General features: G+C 36.3%; 21 protein-coding genes. 6 read left to right on the top strand and 15 right to left on the bottom strand.

The annotated features are described in order from the left end of the window. Positions 1-6: 6 nt before the first annotated feature. Positions 7-1,857: a hypothetical protein gene (locus tag ACFPVY_RS13175; RefSeq protein ID WP_379792561.1), complete on the top strand. Its 1,851-nt coding sequence runs from the start codon at positions 7-9 to the stop codon at positions 1,855-1,857. A gap of 94 nt (positions 1,858-1,951) precedes the next feature. Further along, positions 1,952-2,878, top strand: coding sequence for a cation diffusion facilitator family transporter (locus ACFPVY_RS13170; RefSeq protein WP_379792560.1), 927 nt, complete (start codon positions 1,952-1,954; stop codon positions 2,876-2,878). Positions 2,879-2,950: 72 nt separating this feature from the next. Here ACFPVY_RS13170 and ACFPVY_RS13165 read toward each other — a convergent pair whose 3' ends face one another. From ACFPVY_RS13165 to ACFPVY_RS13150, 4 genes are all read right to left on the bottom strand, one after another. Beyond that, positions 2,951-3,124 (bottom strand): hypothetical protein, encoded by a 174-nt coding sequence (locus ACFPVY_RS13165; RefSeq protein WP_379792559.1) that lies wholly within the window; start codon positions 3,122-3,124, stop codon positions 2,951-2,953. Between the two features lie 114 nt (positions 3,125-3,238). Beyond that, positions 3,239-3,892: a response regulator transcription factor gene (locus ACFPVY_RS13160; RefSeq protein WP_379792558.1), complete on the bottom strand. Its 654-nt coding sequence runs from the start codon at positions 3,890-3,892 to the stop codon at positions 3,239-3,241. Positions 3,893-3,921: 29 nt separating this feature from the next. Next, positions 3,922-5,961 carry a tetratricopeptide repeat-containing sensor histidine kinase gene (locus ACFPVY_RS13155; protein WP_379792557.1) on the bottom strand — a complete coding sequence of 680 codons (2,040 nt, stop codon included), beginning with the start codon at positions 5,959-5,961 and terminating at the stop codon, positions 3,922-3,924. A gap of 141 nt (positions 5,962-6,102) precedes the next feature. Beyond that, the gene (locus ACFPVY_RS13150; RefSeq protein WP_379792556.1) at positions 6,103-7,803 is read right to left on the bottom strand and encodes an FAD/NAD(P)-binding protein; all 1,701 of its coding nucleotides are present in this window, start codon (positions 7,801-7,803) and stop codon (positions 6,103-6,105) included. Between the two features lie 216 nt (positions 7,804-8,019). Here ACFPVY_RS13150 and ACFPVY_RS13145 point away from each other — a divergent pair, with 216 nt between their 5' ends. Further along, complete coding sequence (locus tag ACFPVY_RS13145) at positions 8,020-9,297, top strand: chloride channel protein (RefSeq protein ID WP_379792555.1); 1,278 nt, start codon at positions 8,020-8,022, stop codon at positions 9,295-9,297. Beyond that, positions 9,297-9,884 carry an HPP family protein gene (locus ACFPVY_RS13140; protein ID WP_379792554.1) on the top strand — a complete coding sequence of 196 codons (588 nt, stop codon included), beginning with the start codon at positions 9,297-9,299 and terminating at the stop codon, positions 9,882-9,884. The genes ACFPVY_RS13145 and ACFPVY_RS13140 overlap by 1 nt, the downstream gene beginning before the upstream one ends. A gap of 81 nt (positions 9,885-9,965) precedes the next feature. On the opposite strand, the gene ACFPVY_RS13135 is transcribed toward ACFPVY_RS13140, so the two are convergent. Both ACFPVY_RS13135 and ACFPVY_RS13130 read right to left on the bottom strand, forming a co-directional pair. After that, positions 9,966-10,418: a response regulator gene (locus tag ACFPVY_RS13135; RefSeq protein ID WP_379792553.1), complete on the bottom strand. Its 453-nt coding sequence runs from the start codon at positions 10,416-10,418 to the stop codon at positions 9,966-9,968. Between the two features lie 12 nt (positions 10,419-10,430). After that, entirely contained in the window at positions 10,431-10,985 is a 555-nt protein-coding gene (locus ACFPVY_RS13130) for a helix-turn-helix domain-containing protein (RefSeq protein ID WP_379792552.1), read from the bottom strand. Between the two features lie 173 nt (positions 10,986-11,158). Between ACFPVY_RS13130 and ACFPVY_RS13125 the strand changes: the two genes are divergently transcribed. Continuing rightward, entirely contained in the window at positions 11,159-11,593 is a 435-nt protein-coding gene (locus ACFPVY_RS13125; RefSeq protein WP_379792551.1) for a very short patch repair endonuclease, read from the top strand. A 101-nt stretch (positions 11,594-11,694) separates the two neighbouring features. Then, entirely contained in the window at positions 11,695-12,870 is a 1,176-nt protein-coding gene (locus tag ACFPVY_RS13120; RefSeq protein ID WP_379792550.1) for a T9SS type A sorting domain-containing protein, read from the top strand. A 45-nt stretch (positions 12,871-12,915) separates the two neighbouring features. Here ACFPVY_RS13120 and flxY read toward each other — a convergent pair whose 3' ends face one another. The 9 genes from flxY to ACFPVY_RS13075 all read right to left on the bottom strand — a co-directional run bounded on the left by flxY (position 12,916) and on the right by ACFPVY_RS13075 (position 24,497). Then, positions 12,916-14,202 carry a flexirubin biosynthesis putative acyl-CoA ligase FlxY gene (flxY, locus tag ACFPVY_RS13115; protein ID WP_379792708.1) on the bottom strand — a complete coding sequence of 429 codons (1,287 nt, stop codon included), beginning with the start codon at positions 14,200-14,202 and terminating at the stop codon, positions 12,916-12,918. A 68-nt stretch (positions 14,203-14,270) separates the two neighbouring features. Further along, positions 14,271-15,941: a C45 family autoproteolytic acyltransferase/hydolase gene (locus tag ACFPVY_RS13110; protein ID WP_379792549.1), complete on the bottom strand. Its 1,671-nt coding sequence runs from the start codon at positions 15,939-15,941 to the stop codon at positions 14,271-14,273. 17 nt (positions 15,942-15,958) lie between these two features. Further along, positions 15,959-17,476, bottom strand: coding sequence for a phytoene desaturase family protein (locus ACFPVY_RS13105; RefSeq protein ID WP_379792548.1), 1,518 nt, complete (start codon positions 17,474-17,476; stop codon positions 15,959-15,961). A gap of 33 nt (positions 17,477-17,509) precedes the next feature. Further along, a complete protein-coding gene (locus ACFPVY_RS13100; RefSeq protein ID WP_379792547.1) occupies positions 17,510-21,127 on the bottom strand; it encodes a 1-acyl-sn-glycerol-3-phosphate acyltransferase in 3,618 nt (1,205 codons plus the stop codon). After that, positions 21,120-22,313 carry a DUF2062 domain-containing protein gene (locus tag ACFPVY_RS13095; RefSeq protein WP_379792545.1) on the bottom strand — a complete coding sequence of 398 codons (1,194 nt, stop codon included), beginning with the start codon at positions 22,311-22,313 and terminating at the stop codon, positions 21,120-21,122. The genes ACFPVY_RS13100 and ACFPVY_RS13095 overlap by 8 nt, the downstream gene beginning before the upstream one ends. Positions 22,314-22,376: 63 nt before the next feature. Continuing rightward, a complete protein-coding gene (locus ACFPVY_RS13090; protein WP_379792544.1) occupies positions 22,377-22,862 on the bottom strand; it encodes a hypothetical protein in 486 nt (161 codons plus the stop codon). Positions 22,863-22,864: 2 nt separating this feature from the next. Then, entirely contained in the window at positions 22,865-23,233 is a 369-nt protein-coding gene (locus tag ACFPVY_RS13085) for an ApeI family dehydratase (RefSeq protein ID WP_379792543.1), read from the bottom strand. Continuing rightward, on the bottom strand, positions 23,233-23,853 hold the full coding sequence (locus ACFPVY_RS13080) for an outer membrane beta-barrel protein (RefSeq protein ID WP_379792542.1): 621 nt from the start codon (positions 23,851-23,853) through the stop codon (positions 23,233-23,235). The genes ACFPVY_RS13085 and ACFPVY_RS13080 overlap by 1 nt, the downstream gene beginning before the upstream one ends. A gap of 14 nt (positions 23,854-23,867) precedes the next feature. After that, positions 23,868-24,497 carry a porin family protein gene (locus ACFPVY_RS13075; RefSeq protein ID WP_379792541.1) on the bottom strand — a complete coding sequence of 210 codons (630 nt, stop codon included), beginning with the start codon at positions 24,495-24,497 and terminating at the stop codon, positions 23,868-23,870. Positions 24,498-24,506: the final 9 nt, after the last annotated feature.

Here is a 24,506-nt window from a genome sequence, read left to right as displayed (position 1 = left end):
GCATCGATGAAGCAACTTTCAAAAGACCAAATAAAAGACCGATTACTCAAACGTGCCTCCAAACAATGGGGATATTCTGACGTGGAGCTTGAAAATGTCTTTGATCCAATTGTCAATTTGCTTTTTGATGTTTGTGCCAAAGAATTAGAGAAAATATCAAATGAAATTTTCTCAAGCCGAAGAAGAATTACCGAAAGATTAGTCGATATTTTAACGCCTACAGCTTCCGCGAAAGCGACGCCGGCGAGAGCAATTATGCGCGCATATCCGGTGGAAAACGAAGTTACTTTAAATGATTATCACCAGTTTTATTTTCAGCGAAAAGAAGTAAATCCGTATAATCCGACAGAAAATGTGATCAAAAACTATTTCTTTGGGCCAACAAAACCAGTAAAATTAAACCGAAATAAGTTGAATTATGTCATTTTACCAAATGGCGTTCAAGAGATTGTGAAAGAGCAATTTCGAGAAACAATCAGTAGCACAAATTACACAAAACCCGCGCCACACGGAACAATTTGGTTGGGATTAAAACATCAAGGTGACGGAATTATAAAAGATTTGATGTTCTATTTTTACCTAAAAAACATCCATGACAGAAATACTTTTTTTCACTTTCTGCCAAGGGCAAAATGGTTTTTAAACGGCCATTTATTGACCACAACTCAAGGTTATAACAATGATGACAGGCATTCAAACGAATATGGCGAATTAATTCAGGAGGATTTTTACCATATCGAAAGAACGCAAGAACACACAAATGATTTTTATAAGCAGCATTTTATCACGGTAAAAGATGTGATCGATATTAGCGATAGCAACAATTCATTGCCACCAGAGTTGAGTGCTTTTTTGCCTGTTGAGGACATTAAAAAATTGGCGGAAGAAAAATTAATTTGGATTCGAATTGAGTTTCCAAATGTTATTGGAAAAGACATTTTATCAGAAGTTTTCTGCGCCAATAATTGTTTTCCGGTGATTAATAAAAAGCTGAATGAAGTTCAGGGAAATATTAAAAACTTGTTGAACATTTATCCGCTGAACTTGAACGACGAATTTTTCTTAGAATTATTTTCTGTTGTTGACGATAAAAACAAAGAATTTGATGTCATAAAAAGCGACGATGAAAAAGGCGACAATGATTATGCTTATTTGAGATTTGGTGGCGTTGCGCGTTTTGACGAACGAAATGCAACGGAAGAAATCAATTATTTAATCGATTTGATTCGGGATGAAGCGGCGGCTTTTTCAAGACTCGGACATGATTTTACCGATAATAATTTGAAGGAAATCAACCAAATAATTTCTCGTTTTAGAAACAAAATGTCGCAAGTTGGGATGCAAAATATCAATAATCCTTATTTGATTTTAAATACGACAGACAACACAAATCGCGGGACTTTATTTGCAAAATATTGGACCACAAACGGCGAAGCTGCGAACAAAATAAATACATTTTCAAGATTGGTTTCTCACAAAGGTTCTGATTTTGAAAGAGATAACATCATGCTTTTATCGACAACGCAAGGCGGAAAAGATGAACTTTCTAATTCAGAGAAAATATACGCTTATCGCGAAAATTTGGTGTCAAATCAAAGAGTTGTAACCAGACAAGACATCATTATTTTGTGCAAAAATCATTATGGAGATGCGATTACAAAAGTAGATGTCAAAAACGGAATCCAGACGAGTTTAGACAGCAACGTGGGTTATACGCCAACGATTGACATTTATTTGCACCGAAAAGATAAAGACTTTTATAACGACGAAGAATGGTATTTCTTGAGCGAAGATTTAAAATTAATGATTGAAAACAGAGCGATAAATATTGTTCCGTTTCGAATTATTTATACTTAAAAACAAGATTTGGCAGAAAATATTAGTCTTAAAAAATGCTAATTCTCATACAACTTCTTGATTTGTTTGGTAACTTTAAGTAAAACCAAAATTCATGACAGGAGAATCAAAATTGGCGATTTATGGCGCGCTTGGTGCCAACATTGGAATTGCCGTTATTAAATTTATTGCCGCTGGAGTTACCGGAAGTTCTGCAATGGTTTCTGAAGGAATTCACAGCGCGGTAGATTCTGGAAATTCTCTTTTATTACTATTGGGAATCAGCCGAAGCAAACGTCCTGCAGATGCCGGACACCCTTTTGGACACGGAAAAGAGATTTATTTCTGGACATTAATTGTTGCTGTTTTGGTATTTTCTCTTGGTGGTGGAATGTCACTTTATGAAGGAATCACGCATTTGCAACATCCTGAACCATTAAAAGATCCAAAATGGAATTACATCGTTTTGATTGTTTCAATGTTTTTTGAAGGCGCTTCGTTGATTTATGCCGTGAAAACTTTTAACCAAACCAAAGGAGAATTTAGTTTCTGGAAAGAAGTGCGACTGTCAAAAGATCCTGCTTTATTTGCCGTTATTTATGAAGAAAGTGCTGCGTTACTCGGCTTGTTATTAGCTTTGGCAGGAGTGTTTTTGTGCCATTATTTCAACAATCCTGTTTATGACGCCGCCGCTTCGATGTTGATTGGCTTGTTGCTGATCTTTGTAGCGATTATTATGGTTAAGGAAAGTAAAGGCCTTTTGGTTGGCGAAAGTGCCCACGCCGATATTGTCAAAGGTGTTTATACTTTAATCAATGAAGAACCGGCTGTTTCGACGTTGTATTATCCATTGACGATGCATTTGGCTCCCGAAGAAATTTTGCTGGCCATTGATGTTCAGTTCAAAACAGAAATGACGATGGATCAACTTTTTGAAAACATCAATCATTTAGAAAATAGAATTAAGGAAAAGTATCCGTCGATTAAGAAGATTTATATCGAAGCAAAAAATCTGAAAGGCAAAAAAATACCTGGCTTATAAACAAAAAAAAACGATGGCCTACCAAACCATCGTCTTTGTAAAAACTACTACCTATTTAAACTAAAAACTACATTATTTTTCATCTACCTTTTTCTTATTAAATTGAAAAAGCAACGGATGATTTATTTTTTGATGTAAATTTTGAATCTTGATGTCTCTTTTCTTCTCGACAACTTCTGGCTTCACTTCAAATTTTGCAATCAAAGAAGTCAAAAGAAATATCAGAAATGTGACCAATTTTATCATGTTTGAGATAACTACAATTATCTTTTCTATATTTATCTGTAAAAATAATAAGTAACTCAAATAAAAAAGTACGGAAAAACCGTACCAATTGTTAAAATAAAGACTTGAAGGGAATTATATGAATCCTAGTTTTCTGGCTTCGCGAACAATATCTTCATCGTTTCCTTTTTCAATGCAGAAATAATCCTTGATTTGCGACTTGCGCTTTTCAACGGCACTCATCGAAAGATTCAAATGTTCTGGAAGATTTTTTGTCTTCACGCCTTGCGCCAAAAGCGTGATAATTTGCCTGTTGTAACTGTCAAGATATTCTTCTCTTGAAAGCAATTCTTGGATGCTCGCCGTCACGGTTTCACTATGATAAGTTTGGTTATTGATTACCGCGTCGAAGGCATCAAGAAGTTCATCTCCGCCAAAATCGCTTTTGACCAAAAATGCGTCAGGCTCAATTTTTTTTACGATATTATATAACAAGAAGGTTTCCGAATGTGAAGTCAGCATTATGATTTTAGCCGCTGGCAAATATTTTTTCACAAGATAAGCCAAGTCTTCACCAGATTTCAACAATTCTTCGGGATAACCGGGAAGATTTAAGTCTAAGAAAACCATATCAAAACCTTCACTTTCAGGATCAGTGATGATTTCAAAAGCGCTTTTGCAATTGTAAGCCATTGTGGTATCAATTTCAATCCCTTGGTTGTTATAAGTCAAAATAATTTTATAACCGTCAAGCTGAGTTGGGTGGTCGTCCACCATTAAAATGCGCATTGCCATAAGTTTTACTTCTTGTATCTGTTTTATATCGGAAAAATAAGATGAATTATTGTGCCACTGCCCAAAGAAGATGTAATGGTAACCTTGCCACCAATTTGTTCTAAGCGGTCTTGGATGTTCTTTAACCCAATTCCGTGTTTAACAACTGTTGTGTCAAAACCGGTTCCGTTGTCTTTTATTTCTATCGTTAAATCGTTTCCAGATTTTGCCATAGAAATAAGAACTTCACTAGCGTTGGCGTGCTTTTCAATGTTGTGGATTGACTCTTGTAACACACGATAGATTTGCATTTTTGCATTGCTGTTGACAATTTCCCAGTCGATTTTTTCATCAACTTTTAAGTCAAAATGAATATCAGAATGATTTTCAATCGAAGCAAAAAGATTTTTTACAATGGCAATAAAATTGACCACATCAGAGAAAAAGTTCTTGTTCAAATCGTGTGAAATAGTCCTGATTTCTTTTTCTACATTCTGGATTTCTCCAATGTGTTGCAAGCAATGGTCAATCGTGGCGTCGTCCCGTCTCTTACTCAAAACAAAGAGATTGAGCCTGATTCCCGTTAATTTTCCCATCACGCCGTCATGCAATTCTTGCGAAATTCTCTTTTTCTCAAGCTGTTTTCCTTCTTCTAGTTTTTGCTGTTGGTCAAGCATCAGCTCATAAATTTCTTCATTTGCTTCCTGCTGTTGTTGAATATAGCGCAATTCTTTATTTTTATTACGTTGGGACTGAATCATATACCAAAGCGCAACGATTAGCACAATCAACAAGCTGAAACCCAAAATCATCCAACGCTGTAATGAAATGCGATCTTTTTCAGATTCTATTAGTTTTTTCTGCGAAATAATTTCATCGGTTTCATATTCAATTCGGGCAAATTTATCGCGTTGTTCCCGCTCTTGTTTCAGATTTTCATCTGTTAAATCAACATACTTTTGGAAATAAACCGTACTGTTTTTGGTATCGGCTTTGGCCAAAATTTGCAACGATTCATTTACAGCGTCATGGCTTTTTATTTCGATCGCCTGCTTATTTGCTTCCTGAACCGAGCGAAAGGCATAAGCTGTGTCTTTTTTGGAAAGATAATAATTGGCAAGTTTGATTTTGCTATCCACAATTCCGGCAAGATCGCCCATGCTGTCCCTGATTTTTAGGCAATCTTGATAATCTTCCAGTATATTTTCTTCGCCTAATTGTTCCCTGCAGTAAATCAAATTATTCCAGATATAGGCATAAAAAGCAGGATGAATCGAGATTAGATCTTCCATCTCAAGCCCTTTTTTAAAGTATTCAGACGCTTTTATATATTCCTTTTGAGACATATAAACCGTTCCAATACTATTATAAGTTTGGGATTTTAAAATGGTAAAATACTGCGGATCATCCTTAAATTCATCAAGCGTTTTCAAAGCTTTTTCGTTATAATCAATGGCCTCGGCAAACTTTTTTTCTGAAGTCAAAACCGAACTCAAAAAATTATAACACTCATATTCAAGCGTTAAGTCTTTTACTTCATGGGCAATTTTTAACGATTCAATTCCAATAGCTTCGGAAGATGCCAAATCATTAATCTTATAAATCAAATATCCTTTTTTCAGCTTTACCCGACCAAAGTTTTCCCGGTCGCGAGAATCCGCAAGAAGTTTTTCGGCCTTTGTAAAATAAAAATAAGAACTGTCAGGATTATTTCTGTCTGTAAAATAGTCGCCCAAATAATGATAACCACGCGCCAAACCTATCGTATCATTGGCTTGAGCGCTCATTGCTACCAGTTTTTGAGAAACCTCCTGGTATTTTTCAATTTCGTTAATGTAAAAATATTGGTTGGCAACCAATATCAAATTAAACCGTGAAACCGAATCATTTTGGCTCTTGGCCACAACTTGCGTTAAACTGTCTAAAAGTTTGATTTTTTCTTCGCGTGGCAGTTCCTCAAGCTTCGGACTGTCCAAAATCGAATCCATAGGCTCAGTAACGGCCAAAACGCGATTTGCATTTTTGTCTTTTGTATTGCAGCTTATTAAAATAAGCGTGAGTAGGAGAATATATAACTGCTTCAAAGGGGCTGTATTGGGATAGCCAAATATATCGATTTTTTAGAATAAGTAAATACATTGTGAGAATTTTAAGGAATTCGTAGTAGGAAAGCATACTATTTCCTACGATTTAAAATTCGTACAGATAAAATTATGGAATTGCAATTATTGCAGGGTATTTGCAATTCGACCGGAAGCTTCTTCGCAAAAATCAAGACCCGAATAATCTGGATTGTAACCGCCAATGTATGGAACGGCCATTACAAAAATGCTGTTATTTGCTTTTCCGTCTTCGCCAATAACTTGAAAATCGTCGTTTATCCTTATTCCTGGCACTTTCAGTAAAAATTTATCGTCTGATTTGAACACATTTTTGTTTTCCTTTTCAGCCTCTTTCCCTTCTTGTTCTGACTTAAATTCTAAAAACGCAGCGCTGACGGTTCCATCGCGCAACCCTTCAAAAGGAAACGATTCTATTGAAAAATGGGGCTGTCCCACGCAGTTTACAAATGTTTTGTAATAATCTAAATGCGCTCCGTTTTCATCGCTATACTTGTAATAGATACCGCCTTCTTCGTTTTCAATAACGTCGCTGTCTTCGCCCACGGCAATAATTTCTAGGACTCCGGCTTGGTGCAACGCTAAAAGTTCGGCTGCAGAACTTTGCGGTACAAAAGCAATGATGACAGAAATCAATGGCATCAATGATTTTTGAAGCCTAATCATATCTTCGGCCGATAAATATTTTGCAGGATAATTTAAGGCAAAGCTTAAAATGGCCAGCAATTCTTTCCAATAAATCGATTCTTTTCGGTCAATTGATTTCGCCGCATTTTCAAATTCTTGTTTTAAAAGTTCAAATGCATCAACGCCTTCTCTATATTTTAGCATGGTTTCGGTAAACTCTTCAACTTTCATCGAAGCAATTTTTGCATACAAATCTGGGTCGCGCTCAAGCAATATTTTTTTAAAATTTTGATCAAAAATATAATCTAACGAAAGAAAACCTCCGTTACTTTTGATATGCGCTTGAATTTCTTTTTCTGAAAGCAAAGAAGTCGTGCCAAGATGAGAATCCTCTAGATGGAAACGAACGGCTGGCAGAAGACCGCTTCGGGAGTGCATCACAATTTTAAAATCAGGACTGTCGGCATTTTTTGTAAAGCTGAATTTTCCGTCTTTATCTTGAGAATAAGTTCCGTTAAACCGCGACAAAGTTCTGATTGCGTCAATCGCGGTAAGCGATGAACCTTTTATAGCGACAGGATGATTTGCCTTAAATTTCAATTTTGCCGGCGGATAAGGAGAATCAAAATACCCTTCAATTTTTCCTTCTAATTTTTTTGGCCACGAATGACCGGTGCAGACCACAAGGCGATCAAATTCAAAATGATCTCCGTTTTCCAAGAAAATCTTCACTTTTTCAGTTGCTGGAGCCTCTTTTATATCTTTAATTTTACTGTTCAAATAAAGATTGATTTCAACTCCAGATCGCTCGGCCGCCAATAAAAGCAGGTGGAATTGCGCCTCAAGATAACTTCCAAAAAGCAGTCGTGGTAACACTTTATACTCGTTAAAATAGTCAGCATTGATGTTGTAAATATCCAAAACATCTGTCGGAACGCCCTCGAGCCATTCTGCAACAGAAGTCACCAATTCTGGAATTTCGTTAGCCGAAACATTGGTGATATGTTCCACGTTGGCGCCTTCTTCACTATAAGGCATTCCAGCGCCAAGAGTTTGCTTTTTCTCAAATATGGAAATAATGCGGTTAGGTTTTGAATGCTGCAACAAGTTTTTCAGCATAAAAAGACCGCTTGGTCCTGCGCCAATGATGGCAATGGTTTCCGTTGGATTTTGTTCCATTTGATAATTTGAGATTAGTGAAAATTAATACAATAAAGATAGCCGAAGATGTCTGGAAATTCTTATATGAATCGGAGATAATATTGTAAGATTTGGAAATTGTTTTTAAAAAATGGTATTCTGGGATACTTTAACGTTAAACTTTCTTTAATTTCTCCCCACATTTTACCCTTCCTCTTTTTATCGGTAACTTTGTATTTCTTCAAACTTTATAAAATGTCTGACTTCACCTCCCGCAAAAAAAAGCTAACCAGATTGCAATGGCAAACCTTGATCATCGCCTCTGCGGTCATTGGTTTTTTAGCTGCAATGCTGGCCATTTCCTTAAAACACATCACAGAACATTATGAAGATGTCTTTTTTGGCAAGGCCGAAAACAACTGGCTTTTATTCTTGATTTTGCCTTTCATCGGACTTTCCATAATTTATATCTTAAGAAAATACCTGTTCAAGAATAAAGAAAACAAAGGCATCAAGGAAGTTTTTGAAAGCTTAAAAACCAACAAGGCGCTTCCGGCATATAAAATTCCGTCGCATTATTTAAACGGATTTTTAACCGTAATTTTTGGAGGTTCTACCGGAATCGAGGTTTCTACCGTAGTTTCTTCCGCCGCTATCGGATCAATCGCACATTCGAAGGAAAAATTCTTGAAGAAATATAAAAAAGAACTGATTTGTGCCGGAACAGCCGCCGGAATCGCAGCACTTTTCACCAGCCCAATGGCGGGATTTCTGTTCGTATATGAAGTGCTTTCGAAGAAAATTTCAAAGGTATTTTTAATCGCTACATTCATCGCAATTGGCGTGGCAACGGCCTTGTCTTTTTTCTTGCATGAAACCGCGTTGTTTGCCACCAATATCCAAACTTGGCACTGGCACGCCATCCCATATTTTATTTTATTGGGCGTTATTACGGGCTTGAATTCGGTTTATTTGACCAAGACCGTTTTGTTTTTCAAGAAAAAATTTGCCACAATCAAAACCAAATACCACAGAGTAATCATCGGTTCGGCCATCATCGGAATCAGCATTGCGTTTTTTCCACAGCTCTTTGGCGACGGTTATCACGCCATCAAACAAAATATTGCCACGTCGAGTTCGATAATCCCAACGCTTTCAATTTTCATGACGTTGCTCGCCGTGATAATCTTGAAACCAATTATTACTTCGGTAACACTTTCTGCCGGCGGTGATGGCGGTGTTTTTGCACCGAGCATTTTCATCGGCGCCTTCATCGGGTTGTTGACTGCTTTGCTTTTGAATAAATTTGCTAACGCTGAGGTAATTCCGCTGAATTTTATGATCATTGGGATGGCAGCAATGTTGTCTGCAAGCATCAGCGCTCCGTTCACGGCTTTATTTTTAGTGTGCGGTTTGGTGGGAGATTACACGCTCTTCTTCCCTATTTTGATCGTTTGTTTTGTTTCTAAATTTACGGCAGAACGTTTCTGTTCATACACCGTTTATACCTACCAGGAAAAAGCGACAGCCTAATGCCAATCAAGAAAATCAAGCGAACGTACCGCAAGACCAAATATGTTTTGTACAAAGAAACATTAGTCGATTTTACCGAACACTTTTGGGCATTCATCGGATCTTTTATTGGCTTGGGAATCATTACTTTTTTAGAATACAAATTGCTCCCTGAATCAGATTTGGTCTTTTTAATCGGATCATTCGGAGCTTCGTGCGTGTTGGTGTATGGCGTTATCCAGAGTCCGTTGGCACAGCCACGGAATTTAGTCGGAGGCCATTTGGTTTCGGCCATTATCGGAGTTACGATCCAAAAACTGCTTCCAGATTTAATTTGGGTTGCGGCGCCATTGGCCGTTTCGCTGTCGATTGTTTTTATGCAGATTACCAAAACCTTGCATCCGCCAGGTGGCGCAACGGCTCTGATTGCGGTAACGGGTTCGGCTGAAATCAAGAATTTGGGTTATTTCTATGTAATTTCTCCGGTGCTTTCAGGAGCTTTGATTTTATTGGTAATCGCCCTGATTTTTAATAATTTGACTTCCAAGAGAAGTTATCCTTCGCAAGTAGCTCGAACAAAATTCAAAAGATTTTTTAAGAAAATATAACGAAAAAGCCACGAATCTACTAATTGTCTTTCCTTTTTAAGTTGGAAAATTAGTGCATTCGTGACCTGCTTTTTTTTGGAACTAAATACTAAATAAAAAAGTGTCCTTGCTCAATCCCGAAGTGTGAAATTGCCAGTTGATTTTTAAAACTTCGCGCAATGATTTCTTCAAAACTTCAAAATCATTTGGCTTGTTGATATAAATATTTGCGCCGCCGATAAATGTTTCCTGAATGTCTTTTTCAGATGTGGAAGTAGAATAAATGGCAATCGACATATCCTGAAACTTAGCATTTTTGCGGATGTCTTTCAAACAGTCATCATATTTTGTGCACAACATATTCAAATCTAAAAACAGAATATGAGGTAATTCAACCGTGGCTGGTTCATACAAATAGTCAAGCAGCTCATCGCCACTTTTATAAATTGTTAAATCGATATTTAAGCCCAATTCTTCAATTGCCTGCTTAAAAACATTGCGGTCGTCTTCATCATCATCAGCCAAGATGATGTGCATTTTTTCTTCTTCAATCATATGTATATTTGTTTATGTAGTATAAACTCGTCTTTTTCTACCGTCAATAATTTTCTTGAAAACCGATGGAGAAAGTCCGGTTGTTTTCTTAAATTGTCCCGAAAGATGGGCAACACTGCTGTAATTCAGCATATATGAAATCTCTGTTAGTGAAAGCTCTTGAAGCAGTAACTTTTTGGCGCGCTCAATCTTCTGGAGAATGATATAATTTTCAATGGAACTATGCGTAAACTCTGAAAAAAGCGTTGAAATATAGCTGTAATTCATATTCATTTTTTCGGCCAAATACAATGAAATTTTCGAAGCCGGAAGCTTATCCTGATTAATCATTTCAATAATTGTATTTTTTATCCTTTGTATTAACTGGCTTTTTTGGTCATTTAAAATATCAATACCATAACGTTTTAAATTCTCTTGCAATTGAGCAAATACCTCCGGAGGAATACCATTCGGAATTTGGATTTCTCCTAAATCTTGCAAATCATACTCAATTCCGAGCTTTGCCAATTGCTCTTGAACAATCGTGCGACAAGCCACATTAATATCATATTTAATGTAGATTTTCATTGTGTTTGTGTTGGTTGGTTGTTATAAATATAGTGAAAAAGCGCGTGCCTTTAAAACAATTAAGAATTTATTAGTAACCGATGTCGAACAATTTACAGAATTTCACGAGACTTTAACGCGCTTTAAAATGTGCTTTCGCTAACTTTATAAAACCATCAAAATTCCCCAAATCAATGGACGTATTTTCAAAAGAGAAGCGAAGCAAAATCATGCGCGCCATAAAAAGTAAGGACACCAAGGAAGAAGTTCGTTTGGCAAAAGCTTTATGGAAACGTGGCTACCGCTATCGAAAACATGACAAAACCATTTTTGGAACTCCCGATTTGTCCTTCAAAAAATATAAAATTGCTGTTTTCGTGGACGGTGAATTCTTCCACGGAAAAGACTGGGAAAATGTCAAGAAGCGATTGGATTCCAACAAAGAGTATTGGATCAATAAAATTGAAAGAAATCAAGAAAGAGATGTAATTGTCAATAATTATCTCGCTTCAAAAGGCTGGATTGTTTTGCGTTTTTGGAGTAAAGATGTTCAGAAAAAATTATTCACAACAGTCAGGAAGATTGAGAAAGAGATTGCAGAAATTCACAAAAGGATTCATTATTTGTAAATTATTCAGTTCTAATTAATTTAACACAACAATTTTAACATTAAAATTAAGCAATGTAAGTTAAAAATTACTAATTTAGGATAAATTTTAAATATTTAATTATGATGAAAAAACTACTTAACTACAGAAAAATGATTGTTGCCTTGAGTATTTTGGGCGCTTCATCAATGAACGGGCAGTGCTTGACAGCCACAAATGGTTTATATCCAACAGCTACTTTTGCTACTGCTGTTTGTGATGGAACTACTGACAATACCATCACCACTTTAGCTTACAACAATGAATATTCGAACGTTAGTGTCACAACAGGACAAACCTATGTATTCCGCACGAGCATTGCTACCGACTTCATAACCATTAGCAATTCAGGTGGAACCACTGCCTACACATCAGGCGTTGGTCCATTGACTTGGGTTTCGACAGTAACCGGAACGGTTAGATTTTACTCGCATGATAATGCTTCTTGTGTGGGATCAGATACTATTAGAAGCAGAATATTCAAATGTGGTACGCCACCTGTTTGCACTAATCCAATCGTTGATATTCCTTATACAATGGGATTTGAGACTGTGCAAGATGGAGCATGTATCACAATAGAAAATGTAAATGGCGCTACAACTTGGTCAATCTTTACTGGAACGACTAGTACGGCCTCAACTGGAACGAAAAGTATCCGCTATAATTGGGATGCGACAGCTCCGGGCGATGACTGGTTCTACACAGCAGGCCTTAATTTGACCGCAGGAACTTCTTATACGCTTACTTTTAATTATAAATCTTCTGATGGACCAACTTATGTTGAAAATCTTGAAGTAAAATTTGGAACCGCTGCAAATGCTGCCGCAATGACTTCTGCTCCAATTGTGACTTTAGCTGGGATTAACAGCGCAATTGCAAGCCCTTTTCAGTCTTCAACTTCAACTTTCACACCGCCAACTACCGGAGTTTATTATGTTGGGTTCCACAACACATCAGTTCCCGATCAAGCATTTTTGTATGTAGATGATATTTCTATAACGGCAACGTTGTCAGTAGGGGATTTTAACTTAGCTAAGTTAAGCGCTCACCCAAATCCTGTAAAAGACATGCTTAATATTACCTATACAGATGCTATTACTAACGTGACTATTTACAACTTAGTAGGGCAACAAGTAATGGTAAAATCTTTTGATTCTAATGAGGCGAAGATGGATCTTTCAAGCTTGCAAACAGGAAATTATATTGCAAAAGTTACAACTTCAGACGGAACTAAAAATCTGAAAATTGTTAAGCAATAATAAAATGGTAAATTTTAAAAACGCTGGCTAGTCCAGCGTTTTTTTTTATCTCAAATCAAAAAAACGAATCGGTTTTCTGCTCATTGCTGGAAAAACTAATTTGTTTAATTCTTCAACTGAAGCAAATTCAATCTTTGGAGTCACTCTTAATTTTGCCCTGAAATAATCTTTTATTTCGTGCAATAATTCTTCCGAAGCTTTTTCTGAAGCCACTTTTATCAAGATTTCATCGGTTCCCAAATCATTGATCGAAATTTCAATCAAATGATTTTCAACTGCATCAAAATGGTTCAAAACATCGTGCATCGCCGGCGGATACAATGTCGTTCCCTTATATTTAATCATCTGTTGTTTTCTTCCTAAAACGGGACCGACACGGGAAGTTGTTCGTCCGCATTCGCACGGTTCTTCGTAAAGTTGCACAATATCGCCCGTCTTAAAACGAATTAACGGCATTCCTTCTACGCCTAAAGTTGTAATGGTCAACTCGCCACTTTCGCCAGATTTTACTGGATTATTTTGCTCGTCGAGAATTTCGGTAATAATTAATTCCGGATGATGATGACCTCCTTTTGAATGTTCGCATTCGGTAAAAGCTGTGCTCATTTCGGTAGAAGCATAGGTTGAAAACAACTTTATGTTCCATTTGTCCGTAATTTTTTTGGCCAAAATATTCGGAGAAAAATCTTGATTCCGTAGCGGTTCTCCGATGCAAATCGCACCTTTGATTCCAGAATTATTATAATCAATATTGTGCTGTTCGGCAAATTCAATCAGTTTTAATAAAAAGGAAGGAACCGTAATCAAGTAATTTGGCTGGTATTTCAAGATAGAATCCCATTGCAATTGCGGAATTCCGGCACCCACGCGAATCACGCCTACGCCCAATTTTCTCAAGCCAAGAAAATACGCCAAACCTGCCACAAATCTTCTATCAATTGTGGTCATCAATTGCACGACATCGCCTTCTTTTACGCCTGCAACATCAAAAGAAATTGCTTCGTTATATGCCAATCGGTCCAAGTCTTTATCGGTCAAGCCGAAAGTCACTGGGTCGCCCAATGTTCCTGAAGTTGTGCAATAATCGATAATTTTATGCTTTGGAACACATAAAAAAGCATCATTATTTTTCTGCAAATCATCTTTCGTCGTCACCGGAAGCTGTTGTAAATCAGCGATGGTTTTGATTAGATCCACATCAATATTTTGCTCTAGAAAAAGCGCTTTGTAATACTCAGAATTCGATTTCACATAAAGCAAAGTTTCCTGAAGCAATTGTTCCTGGAGCTTGTTAATTTCGTTTTTTGATGCTTTTTCTATTGCTGGGAATATCATTTATTTGAGATTGTCGATTTTTAGATTCTTGGATAATTCGAAAATAGAACTATCAAAAAATCGAATTATCCGAGTTTACGCTTTACTTTCTTTAACTGCTTTTCCACTTCTTTTCGGTCTGGCAATGTAGTAATTTCTTTTGTCAATGCGGTTTCAAAATTGTCCGAAGCTTTCTGAAACTGCTTTTTTTCTTGGTAATATTTTCCGATTTTATAATAAACCACCCAAAGTTCTGGATTCAAGTTTTTAAACTCCAAAATATATTCTTCTGAAAGTTCTATTTTATCGTTCAAAGCTTTATCAAACTCCCGATTTTTGATTCGGAATTGTTCATAATCGGCGTATTCTTTTGTATCTAAAAAAGCATCTTTAGCTATATTTAATTTGGTTTCTGCCATCGTTTTTAACACCCGACTTTCTGAATTATTTTCGATTTCATAACCAAAAACTTTGTTCAAGTCATAGCAGACAAATTCGCCTAATTGATACGGATTTGCTGAAATCCAAACTAATTTTTGTTCAGGCTTGAAGACAATTCCGTGATGTGCAAGAAGTTGATTCAGCGCCTTTTCATTGCCAAAACCAATCGATTTGTCTTTCAATCCGTTTTTGTCCCGGAGGATTTTCACTGCTTCCGCCGGAGTTACTTTTTCACTTTCCTCAAGCAATTCTTCCATTCTGTCAAAACGGTATTTCGAGTGACTTTCAAGGATATGTTTGCTGTTATTTTTGTCGTCTTTGTAAGTATCGCTCTGAAAATGATTGGCACAAATTAATTCAGAAGAATTGGCGACGTCATAAACTCCAAAATGATTCGGAGAAACTTCCAATAAAACGGCTTTTCCGTCATTGGCGCTTCCAATCATAATGCTTTCCGAGACAAAAACTTCACGCTTTTTGGCAATCGCAATCGCCTCGTCAATATTCTTAGCATATTGCAAAATTTCCCGAGCCAAAATAGCAATCGGAGTTTTGGCAACCCACGGAATATCTGACTTCCCGGCGTTTATCGTCACTGTCAAACCTTCCATATTCATTCCAGAAACCACGCCAATCATTCCCGGCCAAGAAACCGACATATAGGGATGTCCCAAATCTGGTTTTATAAAATAAACGACTTTGTTTTCAGCAAAATCATCGCCGGCATAAAAGTCTAGATTTCTTCCAATTAATAGCGAACCATCCTCTGTTTTTTGGTTCCAAACGGCAAAAGAAGTACAGCCAACCAGCGACAAATCGCTCAGCGCGTGGCCAATGTCGTGCGCACCGTGAAGGTATAAAGTTCGCAAATAAGGTGGTGCAATATCATCAAAATCTCTGGAAGAAAATCGCGAAAGTCCGTAGATTTCTGTTTGGTATTCCTCCGAAACATTTTTGTATAATTTCCGATTGTAAACCTTCAAAAACTGGCGCAACAATCGCAATTTAAAATCTGAAGGAACTAGCTGTTTTATCTTCCCAAAAAACACGATTTCCTGCTTTTTAATCAATGAATCGCTCAAGCTTCCCATTATCAATCCGCGTTGCAACGCGTCGCCTTCCACATACATTTCCCACAGATTATTCTGCTGGTTTTTGAACAAAAAATTATCTTGATAGCTGAAACTTGTTGGGGAATGTTTGGTCACAATCGGCATTTCATTATTGTAACCTTCGGTTTGTGGCAGATGTTTGATGGACTTTCTAACACCGCATGAACAAAGGACGACAAGTAGAAATAAACAAAGTTTCTTCATTGCAATAGAGTTAAAAACTAACTGACTTCGGCATTAATTTTATTAATCAAATATTCTTTCCCAACGATTTCAGAACACGTCACAACCGCACCGATCGTCACGCCCAAAACGCCGTGCATATTGATACTTTGGCCTGTCAAAAACAGATTTTCAACCTTGGTTTTTGGCGTAATAAAAGTCTTCATCGGATTGTTTGAATCTTTGATGTAACCGTATAAATTTCCTCGGTCTCCGCCGATATAATCGCGATAAGACAACGGCGTTGACGCGTGAACTGAACGAATGCAATCTCTGATTCCTGGGAATTTTTTTTCAATTGCTTTCAAGAATTTTTCAATCTTTCTGGCCTTAAATTCTTGGTACGATTCGCCTCTATCCATTTCTTCTGCAGTCGTATTTTTAGTATTTGCCCATTCTTCGACTTCGTCAAAATTCATATACGTAATCGCGGTCATACTTTCAGCCCAAACTTCCATCTTTTTGCCGATATTCATCGAAACCATATAGGCTTTTGGCCACGTTTCTTCGGTGTAATCATTGGCTTTCCAAACCTCGGTACTTTTATTGAAATGGTAATAATTATGGTTGAAATATTTGAAACTTTCTGGCTTAAAAACGATATAAATACTGAACGCAGACGGAACACCTTCCAAGCTCTGAACCCTTTTGTAGAAAGGCTTTCTGAACTTTTCTTCGCCAATCATTTTCAGCGTCGTCTTTGGTTCAATATTCGAAATAAACAGTTTTCCAAAAACTTCTTCGTCTTGATTTATTTTGGCCGAAACCAACTTTCCTTCTTCAAAACCAAAGCCTTTTACTTCTTTGTATTTATAGACTTCACCGCCATGTTTTTTCAGCTGTTTGATAAGTTGTTTTGTAATTTGACTGCCGCCATTAATGCAACGCCACGAACTTTGAATATAAGAATTCACCGATAGCGCATGAACATACAAAGGTGTTTTGTCTTCGATTCCCGCATATAAAAAATTCGAGCCTGCCAAAACCGCTTTTAACTTTTCGTTACAAGTCAAACTGTTTAAAAAATCATTTGTGTTTCTAGATAGAATTTCTTCGTTGTAACCGCCTCCAAACTTCAAATTATAGAGCGGAAAAGAATTGCATATTTCCTGAATTTCTCGGCAATATTGTCGCAAACACGGTTCATCTTCCGGGAAATATTTCAGCAATTGCTGAATGAAATTTTCATAACCCTGTGCGTGCGGATATTCGATTTTATCGTCTCCAAACGAAATCACGTCATACGCATCTTCGTCCATTTTTTTCAAATTCAAGTCATCCATAATCCCGATGTACTTGAAATATTTATTCAGATTTTGACCTTCGTCAAGTCCGCCGATATAATGAATTCCCGTATCAAAAATTGTTTTATCACGCACAAAAGTCTGGAGATTTCCGCCAAATTGATTGTTCTTTTCGAGCACACAAACGCTATAACCTTCCTTCGCAAGCAGGATTGCCGAAACCAGGCCACCAAGCCCGCTTCCGATAATCACTACGTCATATTCCTTTTTCACAGCGTTTTATTTTGGTTGAAAATGCAATTATAATTAATTTATTTTGAAAGTTTTATTTGCGATGTCAAGAACAATTATTTTGTTGAAATTAGAGAAAAACGTTTCTTCTGAAAGCAATTTATCCTCCGAAGAAATTATCAAATAATCATATTTTAGAGCCTTACCTTCTAAAGAATCTAAATAGTTTATTGAACGTTTTTTTACAATATAATTTGTCTTGGCGATAGCTCTTTTTTCTTCGTTTTCGATGTAAGAATCTACTTTTCGTTGGGATTCTTGCAATCCTAAAAGTAAGTCTAATTCTCCGTAATCACTCGAAATTCTAAGAATTTTTGCCTTCGAATCAATGACTTTATTTAAATTATAATAAACTTCTAAATTTGATTTCAGGTTTAATTTTACGGCTTGAATAATTTCAGTCTCTTTATAAGCAAAACTATGAAGAATCATTTTCTTAAAGTAGTTTTCATCTTCAATCTCAGTTCGCATTTGTTGGAAATTAGCTTTAAAGAAACCACTTAATTTCTTGGTTCTTTCTGCATAATTTTCTCCAAATTCTTTATTTTCTGGCGTAATTCGTGGCAATATTTTCAGCGTCAAAGGTCCGTCGTTGATGATAAAATCACCTTTAGGAAGCACTTCTGAATTTCCGTGAATCACAACCGGAACGATATCCAAATTAAATTGTTCGGCCAAATAAAACGCGCCTTTGTGAAAACGCTTGATGTGATTGTCTATCGAGCGCGAACCTTCTGGAAAAACCATCAGCGAAAATCCTTGGTTCACTTTCTCGCGAAGATGTTCGACACCGCCCTCCAATCCTTGTGAAACCGGATAAAATCCTGCCAAGCGAACGCCTTTTCCAAAGATTGGCGAATTATAAACCCAGTCGCTCACCAAAAAAATAATCTTAGGACTCAACATTCCTACAGCTAAAATGTCTAAAAACGAAGTGTGATTTGCTATAATTACAGCCGGTTTTTCAAACTTTTCGTGTTGCGTATTGATGATTTTTTTCTTGATAAACGGATTCGTATAAAGCACCGATTTCATAAATTTTGACATCACATAATGAAAAAATTTCATCTTCGTTTTCTTTTTTATCGGAAAAAATTTCACAAAAAAAACGCCCAAAATCGAAAGAAGAAATCCGCCTAAACCATAATAAATAAACGACAAAGTTGAATGAATCAAAGTCCTAAATTCGAACGGAGATTTTCCGGCTTTTACTCTTGAAGAAAGAAAAAATCGGAACAATATCGGATAGAAAATAAACGTAATTAAAAGTGCCGCGAAAACTCCGATTAAGGAAACACTTGAAATCGATTTCAACGCCGGATGCGATGCAAAAACCAAAGCTCCAATGGCTAAAATCGTGGTCAACGCCGCCAGCAAAATAGAAGTTCTGTAAGTTCCCATTTCGTTTTTTCCGGTGGAATATTCTTTCTGTAACGCGCTGGTCATAAAAATACTGAAATCAACGCCATGACCAAAAATCAAGGTACAAACAATCAAGCTAAAAATATTCAATTGAATGTCAAAAATACCCATAATCCCAGCGGTAACAAGGCCTGTAATTACAATCGGAATGCAACTTATGATGACCAATTCGATTCTTCGGAAAAATAAAAATAGAATTAAAACTACCGCCACAAACGAATAATTGACCAATAAATTAAAGTCATTTTTTAATTCGCCTAAAAATGTTTCATTCATCTTTTGACGGTCAATTAAAATCAAATCTTTGTTTTTAGAAAGTTTTTGAACTAAAGCTTCTCGCTGTTTTTCATTGACTTTAACCAAAGTTGAAATCGTGAAAAAACCGTTTTTTTCGGTAACAAATTCTTGAAGCGACAACGCTTTAATTTTCAAAAATTCTTGGTGGGAAACTTGGGCAAAATCTTTATTTAAAAGATTATAAAATGGTTCATAAGCTGTTGGCTTAAACCCAAATTTTTGTCCATCTGAAATTAATTCATTGGTTACATTTGTCTTTTTATTTTGGTCCCAAAAGGAGTTCCACTTTTCAATTTTCTTTTGCTGTTCTGTTTTTGAAAGCAATAAACTTCCGACAGAACTAAAATTTAAGATTTTATCTTCCTTTTTTTCTTGGGTCAAATCTTTGTACAGCCTTCCGTTTTTCTGCAAAACTTCATCGATGGAATTTCCATAAACCGCCACATAAAGCGACTTCGAAGTTAAACTTGTGGATGTTTCTAAATCTCTTTCCGCCTTTTTAATCTCGGTCGGGACATAATTTAATTGCGAAATATCATTGTTGAAACCAACTTTTTGGTAGGTAAACAAACTCACGATAATTATGACTATGCTTGAAATCACCAAAATTTTATTTCTTTCAAATGCAAAACCGGCCATTTTATCCAGAACCGTCTTTCTTTCAATGCTTTCGCCTGGTTTTGGCGTGTACAAATGTGGGATAATCAAGAGCGAAAACAGCGAAGTTAATACCACGCTCGATGAAGCGAAAATTCCCAAATCTTGCAACGCTTCTGACTTCACGAATAATAAGCACAAAAAAGCCACCGCAGTAGTCGTACTGCTCATTATCAAAGGCATCGTGATGTCTTTGTAAAGCGATTTTATGTCGCTGTTGTGTTTGTAATGCGTGAGAATGTGCAACGAATAATCAATCGTCACGCCCAATAAAACCGCGCCGATACTCAACGAAATTGCCGAAATTGTTCCTTTTACAAAATAAAGCAATGCCAAGGAAGCTAAAACTCCGAAAATCGTTGGAATAAAAATGATTATCGGGATGAAAATTTTTCGATAATAAACGCACAAAATCAGCATCAGCGCGCCCATCGAAACGATTACTGTAGTTTGAATATCGCTTTTGATTTGTTCGGCATTTGCAACGGCAATAAGCGTGGAACCAAAATAATCTAGCTTGGTTTTTCCTTTAAATTTGGTATTTAAATTTTCTTGTATTGCCTTTAATTTAGCAACAAAAAGCGTGTTTTTTTCCGTTTCGCTTCCGGGAAGTTTTGGGTTGATAAAAAGCAGTAATTTCTTTTTGTCTTTGGTCAAAATGAAACCATCTTCCAAAATAAAATCATCACTGTTTCCTAATTGCTGTAATTTTTTTAAAGCGATAAACGAAATTCCGAGCGGGTCTTGAAGAATGAAATCTTTGGTTACAATTCCGGTTGGTGAAATAATGTTTCTATAATTTGCAGAAACGGTCTCGGCAATACTGTCATTTCTGAGCTTTTCTTGAATTTTTATATAATCGGCATCGTCTAAAAACAATGGAAGATTTTCATAAACGAAGCCAAAAGTTTCCTGAATATTTTCATCATCGACTTGACCTTGAACCGAATTTATATAGGAATCACAATTTTGCAAACTGTCTAAAAAAACAGTCGCCATTTCGGTCAAATCGGTGGAAGTTGCGCCTCGTTCTGCATTAAATATTACGGTAATTTTATCCGCAAAATTTAGTTGTCCCAAAACTTTTGCGGTTTCGTCAGAACGTTCGCTTTTTGGAATTAACTTGGTAATATCTTCCTCAAATTTAATTTTTGAAGCGAAAAATCCGAAGACAGCCAGCACCAAAAACGCGAAGAAAACCGATAACAACCGGTTTCTGCTGATGAAAAAATGTATGGCGATGAAATACTTATGCATTTCTGATTTGTTTATTTTTATTGGAACTTAAAATCGTCATCAAAATATAGCCAGCAATTCCAAAAATCACTGCCATAATCGATGCTAAGATAAAACTTCCGATGAGATACTGCGTAAGATGTTGCTTGATTTCATCAAAATCGGTGTATGAATTTGGGAACACATTTTGCGGATTTTCCATAAAAATACCTCCAATTTTTAGTGAGCCAAAAATGATAAGCGGAATCATCGGCGGAATGCTTACGTTCGAAAATGCAAAAGAAATGACTTTGTTTAGACGAAAAATATAAGCTAAAAACAAAACCAAAACCGTTTGAAATCCCCAAAAAGGAGCAATTCCGATGAAAACGCCGAGCGCGATGGAAAGCGATTTTATCAATTTGCTGTCTTCACTTTCTAAAATATTTTCAAGGAAAAATTTCTTAAAACCTTTTTTTTTAAGCTTCCTAAAAAAGTCTCTCGGCTTGATATAAAAAATGGCGATGGTCACCAAAACCGTGTTTAAAATGCTGATTCTAGTAAAATCTTTGAACGGCCTGAAATGCGAAACGCGTTCTGACATATCGTATAAAACCTGAATCGGGATATTTTTTACACGCGTTCCGTTCCAAGCCGAGCGCACGATAATTTCAATCTCAAACTCAAATTTATTGGTAAAAAAACGATTCGGAATTTTATTTAACGGATACAAACGAAAGCCAGATTGCGTGTCTTCTAACTTATTTCCTGTTTCAAACCATAACCAAAAATTAGAAAATTTATTCCCAAAACTGCTCTTTTTTGGAACTCCTTCCTGGGCCATATTTCGGCTTCCGATTAAAAGAATTTCACCTTCTTGTTCTGAATATTCTATAAAAATTGGAATGTCTTCGGGAAAATGCTGTCCGTCAGAATCAATTGTAATGGCGTGTTCAAAACCCAATTCTTTGGCTTTTCGAAAACCAAATTTTAAGGCATTTCCCTTTCCTTTGTTTTTTTCGAGATGAATTTGGGTAATTTGTGTATAATTGGAAAGAATTTCCGAGGTAGAATCGGTAGAGCCATCGTTGACAATGATGATATCTTGCGTGTAATTCAAGACGCCGTCAACAACTCTTTTTAAAGTTTTGTGATTATTAAACGTAGGAATAATAACACAGCACTTCAGCCTTTTCATCTTGTCATACATTTCTAACGATGCGTCCATTATTGATTCCTTCGGGGATTGCCTGCAAAGATACTTTTTAATTTTGCTTTGGCAAACAGACGTTTACTGCATTGTGGCTTTCTCTTCTGCCGAAAAAACTTTGGATTGTTTTAAGTACAATTTCACAAATTCTTTCAGCGAATTATTTTGCTTTGAAAAATTGGAAACAATGAACTGTTTGTCTTCAGCGATGTTTCCTTTATATTTCATTATTTTCGGCGTGTTTTCTTGGATGCTTAACCGAATTAACCTGATTTCTAAATTCTTTGCATCATTTTTTAAGGCAAAATCTAAAAGTTGTGTTCCCTCAATAAATTGCTTTTTCTTGTCTTCTTTTTTTGGAGAAAATTTGGCTTGCAATGCGATAGAAGCTCCTTTATAAGCGACCAAAGTTTTTGAATCTTCCTTTGAAACGCTTTCTAATAATTTATAAAATTTCTCTGCATTTGCCTTTGAATCAATGGCATTTGTGTACTGTTTTCTGACTTCCGAAAGTTCTGGAGTAACAACAAATAGGAACAAAGATGCAACTAAAATTATCGTTTTCAACTTTAGATTTTTTTGTAAGTATTGCTTAATTTTAATGCCACAGTTTCGCCAAAAGAAGTCGTGTTTTTTACTTTCACTTCGTCTTCATTTGGCAGAATTTCTAATTCTAATCTTAATTCTGGCGTTTCCTCTGGATTAATTAGCGCCATAAATTTCACATTATTGGAACTTTTCAATTGCAATGAAAAACCAGTAACTTCTTGGGTTAACTCTTTGATAATTTGCATCATACAAACTCCTGGAGTCACCGGATTTCCCGGAAAATGTCCTTTGAAAACCTCGTGTTTTTCGTTCAAAATGATTGTTGCAAAATACTTTGTATCTGAAACTTTATCGATTAATTGAACTTCGTAAAAATCTTTTAATAGCATTATTCTTTTTTACTTTTTAAGTTGAAAGCGTATGAAACTCCGAATTGGAAAAGGATATTTGTGTTGTAGTCACCGAAAAAAAAGTCGCTTCCGCTTTGATAATATTCACTTTCTAAAACGTAAACAACTCCTTTTTTAAACCGTGCCTCGAACGTTAAACCCGACGGCAAAGTGTATCCAAGACCGAAGCCAATTCCCAAATCGACATCAGAATCGTGCGCAACCAAATTATCGCTGACCATAAAATCTAATGTTGGCCCCACGACCGCGTGAAATCCGTTAACGATGTAAAATTTATTTAACATCGAAAGCGAAATGTAATTTATTTCTACATCTTTTTTACTTCTAAAATTGACTCCGGTATTGTAATCGTAATTTTCTGTAATTATGTTGTTAGAACCTTGACTCGAATAGATAATTTCGGGTTGCAACCCATATCTTCGCGTCAATTTAATTTCACCAAGCGCGCCAACGTAAAAAGTCGGCTTAAAATCACCGCGCGATTGTGTGATGCTTGTCAAATTTAAACCACCTCTGATTCCGGGTTTGAAAGTTACTTGCGCGTTCATTTCAGAAACTCCTAAAGAACAAAAAATTGCAATTAGTACTAATTTTTTCATAGCAGTTTGAAAAATTAGAATGCGTAAGAAACTCCAAATTGCAAAACTTGGTTCAATTTAATGTGGTCTAAATTATCATTATAATTGTCATCATAATCATAATTATAGCTGTAATTATCTCCAAAAATATCAGCCAAACCTTGCTTGAAACGAGCTTCAACCGTCAAACCAATTGGAAAAGTGTAACCCAGACCTCCTAAAATCGCCAAGTCAAAATCAATCAAATCATCATTATCTAAATTATCACCAACTTTAAAATCAAAAGACGGACCAACCATCGCATGAAAACCTTCAACAATTCTGAATTTATTCATCACGCCAATCGAAACGTACTGCAATTCGAGATCAAAACTTCTGGAACGAAACGCTGGGTCGTCAGGATTTGGAAAATATAATTCATCAAAATAATTGTTGACTGTAGCTCCTTGGCGAGAATAAATTATCTCTGGTGACAACGTATAAAAACTAGCTAATTTGATATCGACAAACCCCCCAGCATAAAAATCTGTTCGGCTATCAGCTTCAGAATTGGTCAATGAAGAAAGATTCAAACCAGCTTTAACACCCGGTTTTACCGTAACTTGTGCATTCGTTTTTGCAATTCCAAAACATAAAAATAATGTAGCAATAATAAGTTTTTTCATAGTGGGGAA

It is taken from the genome of Flavobacterium qiangtangense, assembly GCF_042658345.1.
Taxonomy (GTDB): domain Bacteria; phylum Bacteroidota; class Bacteroidia; order Flavobacteriales; family Flavobacteriaceae; genus Flavobacterium; species Flavobacterium qiangtangense.
Note: the sequence above shows the minus strand (reverse complement) of the source record. Positions and strands in the feature narration are given on the sequence as shown.

What these genes read in the sequence shown, in the direction of transcription:
- ACFPVY_RS13175 (WP_379792561.1), top strand. Translation starts at nt 7, where the DNA reads ATGAAGCAACTTTCAAAAGACCAAATAAAAGACCGATTACTCAAACGT.
- ACFPVY_RS13170 (WP_379792560.1), top strand. Translation starts at nt 1,952, where the DNA reads ATGACAGGAGAATCAAAATTGGCGATTTATGGCGCGCTTGGTGCCAAC.
- ACFPVY_RS13165 (WP_379792559.1), bottom strand. Translation starts at nt 3,124, where the DNA reads ATGATAAAATTGGTCACATTTCTGATATTTCTTTTGACTTCTTTGATT.
- ACFPVY_RS13160 (WP_379792558.1), bottom strand. Translation starts at nt 3,892, where the DNA reads ATGCGCATTTTAATGGTGGACGACCACCCAACTCAGCTTGACGGTTAT.
- ACFPVY_RS13150 (WP_379792556.1), bottom strand. Translation starts at nt 7,803, where the DNA reads ATGGAACAAAATCCAACGGAAACCATTGCCATCATTGGCGCAGGACCA.
- ACFPVY_RS13145 (WP_379792555.1), top strand. Translation starts at nt 8,020, where the DNA reads ATGTCTGACTTCACCTCCCGCAAAAAAAAGCTAACCAGATTGCAATGG.
- ACFPVY_RS13140 (WP_379792554.1), top strand. Translation starts at nt 9,297, where the DNA reads ATGCCAATCAAGAAAATCAAGCGAACGTACCGCAAGACCAAATATGTT.
- ACFPVY_RS13135 (WP_379792553.1), bottom strand. Translation starts at nt 10,418, where the DNA reads ATGATTGAAGAAGAAAAAATGCACATCATCTTGGCTGATGATGATGAA.
- ACFPVY_RS13130 (WP_379792552.1), bottom strand. Translation starts at nt 10,985, where the DNA reads ATGAAAATCTACATTAAATATGATATTAATGTGGCTTGTCGCACGATT.
- ACFPVY_RS13125 (WP_379792551.1), top strand. Translation starts at nt 11,159, where the DNA reads ATGGACGTATTTTCAAAAGAGAAGCGAAGCAAAATCATGCGCGCCATA.
- ACFPVY_RS13120 (WP_379792550.1), top strand. Translation starts at nt 11,695, where the DNA reads ATGATGAAAAAACTACTTAACTACAGAAAAATGATTGTTGCCTTGAGT.
- ACFPVY_RS13110 (WP_379792549.1), bottom strand. Translation starts at nt 15,941, where the DNA reads ATGAAGAAACTTTGTTTATTTCTACTTGTCGTCCTTTGTTCATGCGGT.
- ACFPVY_RS13100 (WP_379792547.1), bottom strand. Translation starts at nt 21,127, where the DNA reads ATGCATAAGTATTTCATCGCCATACATTTTTTCATCAGCAGAAACCGG.
- ACFPVY_RS13095 (WP_379792545.1), bottom strand. Translation starts at nt 22,313, where the DNA reads ATGGACGCATCGTTAGAAATGTATGACAAGATGAAAAGGCTGAAGTGC.
- ACFPVY_RS13085 (WP_379792543.1), bottom strand. Translation starts at nt 23,233, where the DNA reads ATGCTATTAAAAGATTTTTACGAAGTTCAATTAATCGATAAAGTTTCA.
- ACFPVY_RS13080 (WP_379792542.1), bottom strand. Translation starts at nt 23,853, where the DNA reads ATGAAAAAATTAGTACTAATTGCAATTTTTTGTTCTTTAGGAGTTTCT.
- ACFPVY_RS13075 (WP_379792541.1), bottom strand. Translation starts at nt 24,497, where the DNA reads ATGAAAAAACTTATTATTGCTACATTATTTTTATGTTTTGGAATTGCA.